At 69.3% G+C, this 13972-nt stretch carries 14 protein-coding genes; 2 read left to right on the forward strand and 12 right to left on the reverse strand.

The genetic code is table 11. From position 1 onward, the window contains the following. The first annotated feature begins 15 nt into the window (after positions 1-15). Positions 16-576 carry a DUF3043 domain-containing protein gene (locus ACFWH5_RS11100; RefSeq protein WP_378834628.1) on the forward strand — a complete coding sequence of 187 codons (561 nt, stop codon included), beginning with the start codon at positions 16-18 and terminating at the stop codon, positions 574-576. A gap of 41 nt (positions 577-617) precedes the next feature. Here ACFWH5_RS11100 and ACFWH5_RS11105 read toward each other — a convergent pair whose 3' ends face one another. The 7 genes from ACFWH5_RS11105 to ACFWH5_RS11135 all read right to left on the reverse strand — a co-directional run bounded on the left by ACFWH5_RS11105 (position 618) and on the right by ACFWH5_RS11135 (position 10203). Beyond that, positions 618-1640, reverse strand: a complete 1023-nt coding sequence (locus tag ACFWH5_RS11105; RefSeq protein ID WP_378834629.1) for a quinone-dependent dihydroorotate dehydrogenase — start codon at positions 1638-1640, stop codon at positions 618-620. A 10-nt stretch (positions 1641-1650) separates the two neighbouring features. Further along, positions 1651-2121: a transcriptional regulator NrdR gene (gene nrdR, locus ACFWH5_RS11110; protein WP_378834631.1), complete on the reverse strand. Its 471-nt coding sequence runs from the start codon at positions 2119-2121 to the stop codon at positions 1651-1653. Positions 2122-2160: 39 nt separating this feature from the next. Beyond that, positions 2161-3465 (reverse strand): histidinol dehydrogenase, encoded by a 1305-nt coding sequence (hisD, locus tag ACFWH5_RS11115; RefSeq protein ID WP_378834633.1) that lies wholly within the window; start codon positions 3463-3465, stop codon positions 2161-2163. A 4-nt stretch (positions 3466-3469) separates the two neighbouring features. Next, positions 3470-4792 (reverse strand): hypothetical protein, encoded by a 1323-nt coding sequence (locus ACFWH5_RS11120; RefSeq protein WP_378834634.1) that lies wholly within the window; start codon positions 4790-4792, stop codon positions 3470-3472. A 121-nt stretch (positions 4793-4913) separates the two neighbouring features. Further along, complete coding sequence (gene dnaE / locus ACFWH5_RS11125; protein WP_378834635.1) at positions 4914-8432, reverse strand: DNA polymerase III subunit alpha; 3519 nt, start codon at positions 8430-8432, stop codon at positions 4914-4916. Positions 8433-8528: 96 nt separating this feature from the next. Continuing rightward, positions 8529-9563: a hypothetical protein gene (locus ACFWH5_RS11130; protein WP_378834637.1), complete on the reverse strand. Its 1035-nt coding sequence runs from the start codon at positions 9561-9563 to the stop codon at positions 8529-8531. 37 nt (positions 9564-9600) lie between these two features. Continuing rightward, a complete protein-coding gene (locus ACFWH5_RS11135; RefSeq protein WP_378834638.1) occupies positions 9601-10203 on the reverse strand; it encodes an RNA polymerase sigma factor in 603 nt (200 codons plus the stop codon). 71 nt (positions 10204-10274) lie between these two features. Here ACFWH5_RS11135 and ACFWH5_RS11140 point away from each other — a divergent pair, with 71 nt between their 5' ends. Continuing rightward, the gene (locus ACFWH5_RS11140; protein WP_378834639.1) at positions 10275-10757 is read left to right on the forward strand and encodes an NUDIX domain-containing protein; all 483 of its coding nucleotides are present in this window, start codon (positions 10275-10277) and stop codon (positions 10755-10757) included. Here ACFWH5_RS11140 and ACFWH5_RS11145 read toward each other — a convergent pair. The 5 genes from ACFWH5_RS11145 to ACFWH5_RS11165 all read right to left on the reverse strand — a co-directional run bounded on the left by ACFWH5_RS11145 (position 10747) and on the right by ACFWH5_RS11165 (position 13971). Next, entirely contained in the window at positions 10747-11328 is a 582-nt protein-coding gene (locus ACFWH5_RS11145; RefSeq protein WP_378834641.1) for a GNAT family N-acetyltransferase, read from the reverse strand. The genes ACFWH5_RS11140 and ACFWH5_RS11145 overlap by 11 nt on opposite strands. Before the next feature lie 103 nt (positions 11329-11431). Then, positions 11432-12355, reverse strand: coding sequence for an RluA family pseudouridine synthase (locus ACFWH5_RS11150; RefSeq protein ID WP_378834642.1), 924 nt, complete (start codon positions 12353-12355; stop codon positions 11432-11434). A gap of 2 nt (positions 12356-12357) precedes the next feature. Continuing rightward, the gene (lspA, locus tag ACFWH5_RS11155) at positions 12358-12930 is read right to left on the reverse strand and encodes a signal peptidase II (protein ID WP_378834644.1); all 573 of its coding nucleotides are present in this window, start codon (positions 12928-12930) and stop codon (positions 12358-12360) included. A gap of 6 nt (positions 12931-12936) precedes the next feature. Further along, on the reverse strand, positions 12937-13524 hold the full coding sequence (locus tag ACFWH5_RS11160; RefSeq protein WP_378834645.1) for a DivIVA domain-containing protein: 588 nt from the start codon (positions 13522-13524) through the stop codon (positions 12937-12939). Between the two features lie 147 nt (positions 13525-13671). Beyond that, the gene (locus ACFWH5_RS11165) at positions 13672-13971 is read right to left on the reverse strand and encodes a YggT family protein (RefSeq protein WP_378834647.1); all 300 of its coding nucleotides are present in this window, start codon (positions 13969-13971) and stop codon (positions 13672-13674) included. Position 13972 lies beyond the last annotated feature (1 nt).

The raw sequence follows: 13972 nt of genomic DNA on the forward strand, positions 1-13972 counted from the left end.
GAACTGAGGTCGCACGTGCCCACTCCCACCGCTTCGAACGACGACGCCCCCGAGACGCCCGCCGTGGGCAAGGGACGCGCGACACCCACCCGTGCGGAACGCGAGGCCGCTCGCCGCCGGCCGCTGGTCGCGAACACCAAGGAGGCCAGGGCCGCGGCCAAGGCTGACCTGCAGGCGCGCCGGGAGCGCGCCCGGATCGGCATGGAGAACGGCGAGGACAAGTACCTGCCCGCCCGGGACAAGGGCCCGCAGCGCCGCTGGGTGCGCGACTACGTCGATGCCGGGTGGCACCTGTCGGAGTGGATCATGGCGGCGATGCTGCTGGTGATCCTGCTGAACCTCGTGCCGATCCCGGCCATGCAGTTCTGGGCCATCGTCGGCCTGTGGGGTTACATGGTGCTCGCGATCGGCGACATGCTGCTGCTCAGCATCCGCGTGAAGCGCAAGGTGGCCGCGAAGTTCGGTGCCGATCGGCGCGAGAAGGGGCTGGGCTGGTACGCGGCGATGCGCGCCCTGCAGATGCGCTTCATGCGCCTGCCCAAGCCTCAGGTCAAGCGCGGCCAGTACCCGGCCTGACCTGACGAGAGCCCCGACCGGTCGGCCGGGGCTTTCTCGTCTCAGCGCCCGCGCAGCCCGCGGTTGATCTGACGGGCCCACAGCGGACCGCGGTACAGGAAGGCCGTGTAGCCCTGCACCAGCGTCGCTCCGGCATCCAGTCGCTCCTGTACGTCCTGCGGGGTCTCGACCCCGCCGACCGCGATCACGCAGAAGTCCTCGGGCACCGCGGCTCTGACGACGGCGAGCACCTCGAGCGAGCGCGCCTTCAGCGGCGCACCGGAGAGACCGCCGGCGCCGGCGGCCTCGACGACCGCCGCGTCGGTGCGAAGACCGTCTCGCGAGATCGTGGTGTTGTGGGCGATGATGCCGTCGAGTCCCTCCGCGACGGCGAGGCGCGCGATCGCCGTGATTTCGTCGTCGGAGAGGTCGGGCGCGATCTTCACGAGCAGCGGGGTGGCGCCGGCGGCATCCTTCACGGCGCGCAGCAGCGGTGCCAGCGTCTCGACGGCCTGCAGTCCGCGCAGACCCGGGGTGTTCGGCGACGAGACGTTGATCGCCAGGTAATCGGCGAGGGGGGCGAGCCGAGACGCCGACGCGACGTAGTCGGCGACGGCGTCGTCGACCTCGACGACCCGGCTCTTGCCGATGTTGACGCCGATGACTGCGCGCGGGGCACGTCTGCGAAGTCTCTGCAGCCGTCGCGCCGCGGCATCCGCGCCCCGGTTGTTGAAGCCCATCCGGTTGATCACCGCCCGGTCGGGCACGAGGCGGAAGAGTCGCGGCCGGGGGTTGCCGTCCTGCGGGATCGCCGTGATGGTGCCGACCTCGATGTGCCCGAAGCCCAGTGCGTCGAGCCCGCGCACGCCGACCGCGTTCTTGTCGAAACCGGCGGCGACGCCGAACGGCGAGGGGAAGGTGAGACCGAGCGCACGCACCCGCTGCGACGTGCCGGGTGCGGCGATGGCGCGGGTCACCCACGAGAAGGGCGGCACACCGAGCACGCGGATCACGGCCATGGCGGCGTGGTGGGCGAACTCGGGATCGAGGCGCGAGAGGACATGGCGGAAGAGCAGTGGGTACATCAGTGCCAGGCTACCGGTCGGCCGGGCCGCGCCGCGCGTGGTCGGAGCGCAGCTCGCCGATCGCGGTCTCGAAGTCCTCGAGGGAGTCGAACTCCTGGTAGACGCTCGCGAAGCGCAGGTAGGCGACCTCGTCCAGCTCGCGCAGCGGGCCGAGAATGGCGAGTCCGATCTCGTTGGTGTCCAGCTGCGAGACTCCGGTCTGCCGCACGGCCTCCTCGACCTGCTGTGCGAGCACCGCGAGATCGGCGTCGGTCACCGGGCGGCCCTGACAGGCCTTGCGCACGCCGGAGATGACCTTGTCGCGGCTGAACGGCTCGACGACGCCGGAGCGCTTGATGACCACGAGGCTGGCCGTCTCCGTGGTCGAGAACCGGCCACCGCACTCGGGGCACTGCCGCCTGCGGCGGATCGACAGACCGTCGTCGCTGGTGCGGGAATCGATGACGCGGGAGTCCGGATGCCGGCAGAAGGGGCAGTGCATGATCTCCCAGCGTACCCGGTCGGGTCGGAGCGACCTGAGTCAGCGCTCGAAACGCGCGTCGACGGCATCCCCGTGTGCGGGCAGCACCTCGGCGTTCGCCAGTGCCACCACGCCTGCGCGAACCTCGGCCAGCGCGGCGTGGTCGTACGCGATCACCTGCTGCGGACGCAGGAAGGTGTACGCACCGAGACCCGCCGCGTAGCGCGCCTGTCCCCCGGTCGGCAGCACGTGATTGCTTCCGGCCATGTAGTCGCCGAGGCTGACCGGCGTCTGGTCGCCGACGAAGATCGCCCCGGCGCTGGTGAACCGCTCGGCCGCCGCCGCGGCGTCGGCGAGGTGCAGTTCGAGGTGCTCCGGAGCGTACGCGTTGCTGAACGCCTCGGCCATCGCGCGGTCGTCCACCAGCACGATCGCCGACTGCGGCCCGTCGAGTGCCGCGGCGACCCGTTCCGCGTGCGCGGTGCCGGGCACCCGGTCGGCGACCCGCGCGGCGACGCGCTCCGCGAGCGTCGTCGAATCGGTCACCAGCACGGCGGACGCCTGCTCGTCGTGCTCGGCCTGGCTGATGAGGTCGGCCGCGATGAGGTCGGGGTCGGCCGCCGCATCCGCCACGATGAGGATCTCGGTGGCGCCCGCCTCGGAGTCGGTACCGACCACGCCGGCGACCGCCCGCTTGGCCGACGCGACGTAGTTGTTCCCGGGGCCGGAGACGACGTCGACCGGATCGAGACCCAGCTCCGCCACCCCGTGTGCCAGGGCACCGATCGCGCCGGCTCCGCCCATCGCGTACACCTCGTCGACGCCGAGGAGCGCCGCGGCGGCGAGGATCGTCGGGTGCACCCGTCCGGCGTGACCCGCCTGTGGCGGCGAGGCGAGCGCGATCGATGTCACCCCCGCGACCTGGGCTGGGACGACGTTCATGATGACACTGGACGCGAGGGGTGCCTTGCCGCCGGGGATGTAGACCCCGGCGCGCGTGACCGGTTGCCAGCGCTGGATGATGCGCGCCCCGGGGCCGATGTCTGTCGTCCTCGGCGCGGGCACCTGTGCGGCGGAGCCACGCCGCACGCGGTCGATCGCCGCCTCCAGCGCCTCGCGCACGGCCGGGTCGACGGATGCCGCGGCGTCGGCGATGTGCTCGGACGGCACGCGGATGGCGTGATCCGACACTCGGTCGAACCGCTCGGCCTGCTCCCGCAGCGCCTGCTCACCCCGCTCGCGCACGTCGTCGACGATGCGGCCCGCCGCTTCGAGCGCCTCGGCGCGGGCCTGGGTCGCTCTCGGCACGGCGGCGAGCATGTCGGCGGGAGCGAGGCTGCGCCCGCGGAGATCGATGGTGCGCACGCGCTCAGCCCTTCGTGATGTTCGTGAGGTCGTGGAGGTATCCGATGCGGCCGTCATCGTGACGCACGACGTACGCTCCGCCCCGGTCCTCGATGACGAGCGCCCAGGCCCGCGGGCCGATGCGGAACAGCGGACGGCCGTGCTCGTCGTGCACATCCCGCTCACTGCCGGCGAGGATCCAGAACGGACCGGGCATCGGGTCGGCTCCGGCGCCGCCCTGCTCTGCTGCGTCCTGGCCATTGCGGCGGGCGTAGGCGGGCTGGTGGTCCGCGGTGCGGGTCGTGCCGGTGTCGCCGCCGGAGACGTGGTCGCCGGCAGAGATCTGCTCGGCGGTGGCATCCGGTGCGCTCTGCTCGTCGGGCAGCTCGCCGGTCGGGGCGTCGATGGCGAAGATCTCCCGCAGATCCTGTGTGGTCATGTGCCCGTCGACCGGTGCCGCGGCATCCGACGACTCGCCGGCGGCGACGTTGAGCGCCGTCTCGACGCGGGGCTGATCGGCCGCGTTCGTGGTCTCCGCCTCGGGCAGGTTCTGCGGGACCGGCTCGATCACCGCGGTGACGTCGGGATCGCGTCGGTCGGCCCGGCTCGCGTCCGCATCGGGCGACGGCGCATCCGTTCCCTCCCCGGCGCGGGCATCGCCGGAGAGCGCATCCGCGGCATCCGGGGTTGTACGGGTCCCACCCGCTGCGGGCGCCGGAGTGTCATCCGGGCCACGCTCCGGGCGCGGCCTCGCGATCACGGGACGGACGGGGTTGGCGTTGCGGTGCGCGAGCGTCTCGAGCCGGCCGTGGAAGTCCTCGCGCAGGCGAGGGACGAGGGGTGCGGCGACCGTGAGGACGACCAGGCCCAGGAAGGCCACCGTCTCGAAGACGGTGACCCAGCCGACCAGGTAGACGCCGACCGCGATCGTCGCCGCGACCGCGTTCCACAGTGCCTGCGCCCAGACCACCGCCGCGACGGAGAACGCGACGGACGCGAACTGATCGATGCCGAGGGAGCCGACCCGGCGGATGCCGTCCGGAGAGAAGCGGCGCAGCACGAGCAGGAACACGGCGACCGTCGGCACCCCGATGGACAGGATCCAGGAGATCCCCTGCACCCACACCGTCGCCGCTCCGGGTGCGACGGGGAAGAACGAGGTGATGAAGGCCAGCGTCCACACGGCCACGATGAGCAGCTCACGCAGCGTGAATCCGAGGATGCCGTACTCGGGCTGCACCTGCTCTTCGTAGAGCACGCCGTCCTCGGCGTCGTCCTCTGCGGGAACCGGCCCTGCCGGATCCGGCTCGAGGGGATCCGGCTCGATGCTCGCCTGATCGGTGCTCATGGCAGCAGGTCCTTTCGTGGCCTTCGCGTCGCGGTGCGAGTGTCGATCCTATCGGCGCAAGCCGAGTGGATCCTTTCGGTGTCCTGTCCCGTGCGGTGATGTGACGCGGCCGCCGAGCCCGTCAACCCAGGCAGGAGGGGCCGAGCAGCGATTTGAGATCGCCGAAGAGGTCTGCGGACACCTTCACCGGCATCGGCACCTCGAACACCTTCGCGGATGCTCCGCGGTGCACCCGCAGCAGCACCTCGGTGTCGCCGGCGTGGCGGCGCAGCACCTCGGCGAGGTCGTTCATGACCCGCTCGGTGGCGCGCTGCTCGGCCACGAGCAGTGCCAGCGGTCCCGCGGCGTCGAAGGAGCCGACATCCGGCGAGAAGGCCGACTGGGCGTGCAGATTGAGCCCGTCGTCGCGGCGGGACACCCGGCCGCGCACGGCGAGGATGGCATCCTGCTGCAGCGTGTGCTGGAACTCGGTGTACGTCTTGCCCATGAACATCACGGTCACCTCACCGTTGAAGTCCTCGACGGTGATCATGCCGTACGGGTTCCCGCTGGCCTTGGCGACGCGGTGCTGCACGCTGGTGACCAGTCCGGCCACGGTGACCTGGTCGCCGTCCTGCAGGTCCTCCGAGGTGAGCAGGTCGTTGATCGAGATCGACGCGTGCTTGGCCAGCGGAACTTCGAGGCCGGCGAGCGGATGGTCGGAGACGTACAACCCGAGCATCTCGCGTTCGAAGGCGAGCTTGTCCTTCTTGATCCATTCCGGGCGGTCGGGCACCTTCGCGGGGGCCGTTTCCTCCGTCCCGTCGTACAGGCTGTCGAAATCGAAGCCGATCGCGCCCTGGGCTTCGTTGCGCTTGCGGTCGACCGACGCCTCGACGGCATCCTCGTGGATCTCCATCAGCGCGCGACGGGTGTCGCCCATCGAGTCGAACGCTCCCGCCTTGATGAGCGATTCGACGGTGCGCTTGTTCGCCACGTGGAGCGGCACCTTGTCGAGGAAGTCGTGGAACGAGGAGAACTTCTCGTCCTTGCGCGCCGCGATGATGCCGTCGACGACGTTGCCGCCCACGTTGCGCACGGCACCGAGGCCGAAACGGATGTCCGCGCCGACAGCGGCGAAGTAGTTGATCGACTCCGAGACGTCCGGCGGGAGCACCTTGATGCCCATGCGGCGGCACTCGTTGAGGTACAGCGCCATCTTGTCCTTGGAATCACCGACGCTGGTCAGCAGCGCAGCCATGTACTCGGCGGGATAGTGCGCCTTCAGATAGGCGGTCCAGTACGAGACGAGGCCGTAGGCGGCGGAGTGCGCTTTGTTGAACGCGTAGTCCGAGAAGGGCAGCAGGATGTCCCACAGTGCCTTGATCGCGCCCTCGCCGTAGCCACGCTCCTTCATGCCGCCCGAGAAGCCCTCGTACTGCTTGTCGAGCTCGGACTTCTTCTTCTTTCCCATCGCGCGGCGCAGGATGTCGGCCTGACCGAGGCTGAACCCGGCGACCTTCTGCGCGATCGCCATGACCTGCTCCTGATAGATGATCAGGCCGTAGGACTCCTGCAGGATGTCGGCGAGGGGTTCCTCGAGCTCGGCGTGGATCGGCGTGATCGGCTGCTGACCGTTCTTGCGCAGCGCGTAGTTGGTGTGCGAGTTCGCGCCCATCGGGCCCGGCCGGTACAGGGCGATGAGAGCGGAGATGTCACCGAAGTTGTCCGGCTTCATCAGGCGCATGAGCGAGCGCAGCGGCGGGCTGTCGAGCTGGAACACGCCCAGCGTCTCACCGCGGGCGAGCAGGTCGTAGACGCCGCGGTCGTCGAGCTCGAGATGCTCGAGATCGAGCTCTTCGCCGCGGTTGAGGCGGATGTTGTCGAGGGCGTCGGAGATGATGGTGAGGTTGCGCAGCCCCAGGAAGTCCATCTTGATCAGGCCGAGCGACTCGCAGGACGGATAGTCGAACTGCGTGACGATCTGGCCGTCCTGCTCGCGCTTCATGATCGGGATGATGTCGAGCAGCGGCTCGCTCGACATGATCACGCCGGCGGCGTGCACGCCCCATTGCCGCTTCAGCCCCTCCAGGCCCAGGGCCCGGTCGAAGACGGTCTTCGCCTCGGGGTCGGTGTCGATGAGGGCGCGGAACTCGCTCGCCTCCTTGTACCGCGGGTGTGCCGAGTCGTACATTCCGCTGAGCGGCATGTCCTTGCCCATCACCGCCGGCGGCATCGCCTTGGTGAGGCGGTCGCCCATGCTGAACGGGAAGCCGAGCACGCGCCCGGCGTCCTTCAGCGCCTGCTTCGACTTGATGGTGCCGTAGGTGACGATCTGCGCCACCCGCTCGGAGCCGTACTTCTCGGTGACGTAGTCGATCACCTCGCCGCGGCGGCGGTCGTCGAAGTCGACGTCGAAGTCGGGCATCGAGACACGATCGGGGTTCAGGAAGCGCTCGAAGATGAGGCCGTGCTCGAGCGGGTCGAGGTCGGTGATCTTCATGGCGTATGCGACCATCGACCCGGCGCCCGAGCCACGGCCCGGCCCGACGCGGATGCCGTTGTCCTTGGCCCAGTTGATGAAGTCGGCGACGACGAGGAAGTAGCCGGGGAACCCCATCTGCAGGATGATGCCGGTCTCGTACTCCGCCTGCTTGCGCACCCGGTCGGGGATGCCGCTCGGGTAGCGGTAGTGCAGCCCCTTCTCGACCTCTTTGACGAGCCAGCTGTCCTCGCTCTCGCCGTCGGGCACCGGGAAGCGCGGCATGTAGTTCGCGGAGGTGTCGAACTCGACCTGGCAGCGCTCGGCGATCAGCAGCGTGTTGTCGCACGCTTCGGGGTGGTCGCGGAACAGCTGGCGCATCTCCTGCGCGCTCTTGATGTAGTAGCCGTCGCCGTCGAACTTGAACCGGTTCGGGTCGTCCATCGTCGAACCGGACTGCACGCACAGCAGCGCCTCGTGCGCGTCGGCCTCGTGCTGGTGCGTGTAGTGCGAATCGTTGGTCGCGACCAGCGGGATGTTCAGATCCTTCGCGAGCCGCAGCAGATCGGTCATCACCCGACGCTCGATGGAGAGGCCGTGGTCCATGATCTCGGCGAAGTAGTTCTCCTTGCCGAAGATGTCCTGGAACTCGGCGGCGGCAGCGCGGGCGGCGTCGTACTGCCCGAGGCGCAGGCGGGTCTGCACCTCGCCGGAGGGGCAGCCGGTGGTGGCGATGAGGCCCTTGCCGTAGGTCTGCAGCAGGTCCCGGTCCATGCGCGGCTTGAAGTAGTAGCCCTCGATGCTCGAGAGCGAGCTGAGCCGGAACAGGTTGTGCATGCCCTGCGTGCTCTGGCTCCACATGGTCATGTGCGTGTAGGCGCCGGATCCCGAGACGTCGTCGCTCTTCTGGTCGGGCGACCCCCACGCCACCCGCGACTTGTCGCTGCGGTGCGTGCCGGGGGTGACGTAGGCCTCCAGGCCGATGATCGGCTTGACCCCCGCGGCGTTCGCGGCGTTGTAGAACTCGAAGGCTGCGAACGTGTTGCCGTGATCCGTCACGGCGATGGCCGGCATGCCGTAATCGGCCGCCGCCTGGGTCATCGCCGCGATCTTCGCCGCACCGTCCAGCATGGAGTACTCGCTGTGGACGTGGAGGTGCACGAAGGAGTCGGAGGCCATGCATCGAGTCTACGTTCGGGGTCGGACATACAAGGCCCGGCGCCCGCTCCGGCCTCGACATCGACTGCGACGCCGGGGCCGGTACGGCGGATGCGGTCAGGGGGCCGACTCCACCACGGAGACTTGGTGACTCGTCCGGGTCTGCCAGTTCGGGAGACCGTCGATGGCGGACTGATCTCGGGTGACCACGCCGGAGTCGGTGACTCCCACGATGAGCCCGCGCTCCGTGTCGACTTCGATGTCCCTCCATGCCGTCCACCATTCGGTCGACCATTCGAATCTGATCGTCGTCACGTCGCCGTCGACCGCCAGCACCCTGGAGCCGTCGAGCAACGCCAGCGTCCGTAGCACCGCCGCTCGCACGTCAGGCGGCGCCAGCGGGAGGGACGGGTCGTCGACCAGGGTTTCCACGATCGAGCTGTCCGAGGCGGAGCTGTCCGCGGACTCCCCCAACCGGCCGCGCATCCAGCTGAGCACCTCTCGCGGGTCGGTGGATGGCATGTCATCCCAGAAGCGACGGCCGTCGAGATAGTCCGTCACCGTGCCCTCACCGTCCTGTCCGTCGACATGCTCGTACGCGCCCGCTGCGACTCGCAGCGTCTCCGGGGCATGAGGCTGATCGAAGTGGATCTCGGCGTCCGCCATCGCCTCCTCGGCGCGTTCGCCAAATGCCTCGACCGTCTCCGACGGCTCCTTCACTTTCACCCACTCACCTGTGCGGTCCGCCGGAACGTACAGCGAAGCGACCCCTCGGGTCAGCAGCGCGGCTTCTGCATCGGCACGGTTCCCGTTGTTGAAACGGACCCATTCCTCGCCGTCGGCCGCCGGCATGTCGACGTCCCAGTATCGGACGGTCTCCGACACGGACCGGATCAGAAGATATCCGCCGGACGGCACGGCGAGGCCACCGGCTTGGATGGTCACGTCTGCGGCGTCCTCCAGCACTTCTGCGGCTGATGCGCTCGGAGCCTCGGCCGGCGCGAGCACCGTCCCGGCCACGATCGCCGTCACTGCGGTACCGGCGACCAGACCGCCGATGCCGATCCCGGCCCATCGCACCGTCGAGCGACGCTTCCGCACAGGCTTGCTTCGCGCGATCTCACGCATCAGCTCGCCCCTTGCAGCTGCCACTGTGCGCTCTTCAACATGCTCGCCCTCAGCGCCGATCTCACGCACGCGTTCCATAAGCGACATCGCTGTTCTCCTTCGCCATCCAGGTCAGCCGGGCCGCGGAATGCGAGCCCGGGGGCGCGAGCTTCCTGCGCACACGGTTCAGTCGGGATCTCACGGTCCCCACCGGCACGCCCAGCGCCAGAGCGATCTGCTCATAGGTCAAATCTCCCCACGCGTACAGCAGCAGAGTGTCGCGATCCCGCGCCGACAGCGCGGCGATGCGAGGCGCCAGGGCTCGGATGGCGGTATCTGCATCCACCCGCTCATCCACCGCGCCGTGGCCGTTCTCCCCCACCTGCGCCGTACCCGAAACCGCCTCGAACGACCGCCACTGCCTCGCTTCATCCGCACGGTGGCGCTTGACCACCCGTGTCGCGATGCCGAGCAGCCACGGCAGCGCCGAGCCGACGCTGCCGTCGAACGACGCACGTCGCCGGAACGCCACGAGGAACGTCTCACTCAGCGCGTCGTCCACGGCATCCACGCCCACCCGTCGGCGGATGTAGCCGCCGACGGGACGGACGTGTCGCTCGAAAATGCCGGAGAACGCCTCAGGCTCATCGATCGACCGCTGGATGATCTCGCTGTCTGTGCTCACACTGGGTATTGCCTCCGACGGCGGTTCCGGTTCACGTGTTCTTCCTATCAGCCGCCGATACGCTGATCGACATGGCCACCCCTGACTTCGTGCTCGCCCTCCGTGAGCGCATCGGACACGACCCGCTCCCCCTCATCGGCGCGACGGCCGTCGTGTTCCGGGATGAGAAGGTGCTGCTCGGCAAGCGCGCCGACAACGGCGCGTGGCAGACCATCGCGGGGATCGTCGAACCCGGCGAGGAGCCCGCGGATGCAGCGGCACGCGAGTGCCTCGAGGAGGCCGGCGTCGTCGTGTCGGTCGATCGGCTCGCCCTGGTTCAGCAGCTTCCCCGCGTCACTTACCCGAACGGCGACCATGTCGACTACCTCGACATCGTCTTCCGCTGCACCTGGGTATCGGGAGAGCCCGACCCCGCGGACGGAGAGCTCACCGAGGTCGGCTTCTACGACCTCGCCGCCATGGGCGACGTCGACGACGCCCATGTGCGCAAGATCGCCCTGGCCATGGCCGAGGACGACCCCGCGCACTTCCGCGGCGGCCGGGTCAAGCGCTGACGCGCAGGTCTCGCCGCATGAGCACCCGGGGATGGCCGTCGAGCACCGATCCGGTGTCGGCCGCCTTCTCGAAGCCCGCGCTCTCGAAGAGCGACCGGGTGCCCACGTACATCATCGTCTGATTGACCTTCGCGCCTCGGTTGTCGACCGGGTAACCCTCGACAGCCGGCGCTCCGCGCTCGCGCGCGTACTCGACCGCGCCGTCGACGAGCGCGTGCATGAGGCCCTGCTTGCGGTGCCCCGGGCGCACGCGGAAGCACCACAGCGACCAGACGTCGAGGTCGTCGATGTGCGGGATGAGCCTGTTGCGCGCGAAGCTCGTGTCGCGCCGGGGATGCAGCGCCGCCCAGCCCACGGGCTCGTCATCGAGATAGGCGATCACACCCGGCGGCGGGTCGTGATCGCACAGCTCCCGCACCCTCGCGGCTCGCGCCTCGCCACGCAGGGCGACGTTCTCCTTGCTGCCGATCCGGTAGCTCAGGCAGAAGCACACGTTGGACGCCGGGTTCTTCGGCCCGACCAGCGTGGCGACGTCGTCGAACGCCGTCGCGGGGCGCACGTCGATGCTCATGCCCCGAGTCTGTCGCACGCCGCCGACATCCGCTGCGGCGAACACTCCGCGCGTCGCGCACCGCCCGGCTCGGGGCGGCGCGAAGCATCGCGTCGCAGGCTTGTCAGCGACCGGGGTCGAGCACGGCAAGAGCGTGCTGGAAGTCATCCGGGTAGGGCGACGCGAACTGCACCCACTCACCGGTGGCGGGATGCGCGAAGGCGAGCTGATGCGCATGCAGCCACTGCCGGGTCAGCCCCAGCCGGGCCGACAGGGTCGGGTCCGCGCCGTACAGCGGATCGCCGACGCACGGATGCCGGTGGGCGGCCATGTGCACGCGGATCTGATGGGTGCGACCGGTCTCCAGATGGATCTTCAGCAGCGACGCCCCGGGAAACGCCTCCAGCGTCTCGTAGTGCGTCACGGACGGCTTGCCGTCGGGGGTGACCGCGAACTTCCACTGATGATGCGGATGCCGCCCGATGGGCGCGTCGATCGTGCCGGACAGCGGATCCGGATGACCCTGCACGACGGCGTGATAGATCTTCTCGACGGTGCGCTCCTTGAACGCCCGCTTCAGCGCGGTGTACGCGGATTCGGTCTTCGCGACCACCATCAGGCCGCTGGTGCCGACATCGAGCCGGTGCACCACTCCCTGCCGCTCGGGGGCCCCGCTGGTGGCGATCCGGAAGCCGGCGGCGGCGAGGGCGCCGACGACCGTCGGACCGTCCCACCCCAGCGACGGGTGCGCCGCGACCCCGGTGGGCTTGTCGACCACGACGATGTCGTCGTCGTCGTGCACGATGCCGAGCTCCGGCACGGCGATGGGCACGATGCGCGGCTCCTCCTTGGGCTGCCAACTCACATCGAGCCAGCCGCCGGCACGCAGCCGGTCGGCTTTGCCGATGGGCGCGCCGTCGAGGCTCACCCCGCCGGCTTCGGCGACCTCGGCGGCGAAGGTGCGCGAGAAGCCGAGCATCTTCGCCAGGGCGGCGTCCACCCGGCTGCCGTCGAGGCCGTCGGGCACCGGAAGACTGCGCGACTCCACGCTCAGCTCTCGCTCGCCGCGGCGGGCGACTCCACCGCATCCGCGGCATCGGTCTTCACCGCGTCGCGCTCGCGGGTGCCGTCGAGGCGCAGACCCATGACGACGAGCAGCGCCACGGCGATCATCCCCGTGACGATGAAGATGTCGGCGACGTTGAAGATCGCCGGCATCATCCACGGCATCGAGATCATGTCGACCACGTGGCCGACCGCGAAGCCGGGTTCGCGGAGGAGCCGGTCGGTGAGGTTGCCGAGCACACCGCCGAGCAGGCAGCCCAGCACGACGCTCCACAGGCGAGAGCGCACCTCGAGCGTCTTCCAGACGATGACGCCCGTCACGACCGCGAGCGCGATCGTGAAGATCCAGGTCATGCTCGAGCCGATCGAGAATGCCGCACCGGAGTTGCGCACGAAGTACAGCTGAAGGAACTCCCCCAGCACCGGGACGGCCTCATGCAACGGCAGGTTCTCGATGGTGAGGTGCTTTACAAACTGATCGGCGGCCAGGACGATCGCCGCGAGAGACGCGACGATCGCTCCGGCCGCCGACCGACGAAGGGGACGACGCCCTGCCATTCAGACCTACAGTCCGATGGCGGAGACCGGCGTCGACTCCGAGGACGACGCCTTCTGGTCGAGGTCTCGCAGCTGCCCCTCGATGAGGGCGCGCAGCTTGCCGCGGTAGTCGCGCTCGAACTCGCGCAGCTCGGTGATGCGCCCCTCGAGGGTGTTGCGCTCGCGCTCGAGGCGTGCGGACTCCTCACGCTGCTTCGCCTCGGCTTCGGTGCGGATGCGGGCGACCTCGGCCTCCGCCTCCTCGATGAGCTGCTTGCGCTTGGCCTCGCCCTCGGCGACGTGCTCGTCGTGCAGGCGCTGGGCCAGCTCGATGATCCCCGCGGAGGTGCTGGTGGCTCCGCTGCCCTCAGCGGGCGCGGCAGGCGCCGGCGCGGCGGCGACCGGAGCGGCAGTGACGGGCGCGGCGGCCGGAGCGTTCTCGCCGGACTCGTACGCGGCGAGCTTCGCCTTCAGCTCGTTGTTCTCCTCGATGGTCTTGCGCCACTCAACGACGATCTCGTCGAGGTAGTCATCGACCTCCTCGGGGTCGAAGCCGTCCTTGAAGCGGACGTGCTGGAACTCCTTGTGGACGACGTCATCCGGGGTAAGTGCCATGGGTGGCTCCTCTTTCGGTGAGTTCGGTGGCCAGTCGTTGAGAATTGGCGCGGTGTTTCGGTCGACGCGTACCCGGGGCGCGCGCCTGGGAGCCAAGCATAGTCCCCTCGGCTGGGCGGCGCGATGAGCTCATGACCGGCGACGGGGTCAGGTGAGGGCGCGTACGACCGACATCAGGATGAGCACGACGAGCATCGTGAGAGCGAAGCCGAAGTCGAGTGCGAACGAGCCGATCCGCAGCGGCGGGATGATCCTCCGGAAGAACCGGATGGGCGGATCGGTGATCGTGTACACGATCTCCGCCGCGATGAGACCGGCGCCCTTCGGACGCCACTCCCGGTTGAACAGCGGGATGTAGTCCAGCACCAGACGCGCGATCAGCACCAGCACATAGAGCGTCAGCAGCAGCTCGAGGATGCCGCCGATGATGGCGAGAACGGATCCCAAG

Source organism: Microbacterium sp. NPDC058345 (genome assembly GCF_042723855.1).
Lineage (GTDB): Bacteria > Actinomycetota > Actinomycetes > Actinomycetales > Microbacteriaceae > Microbacterium.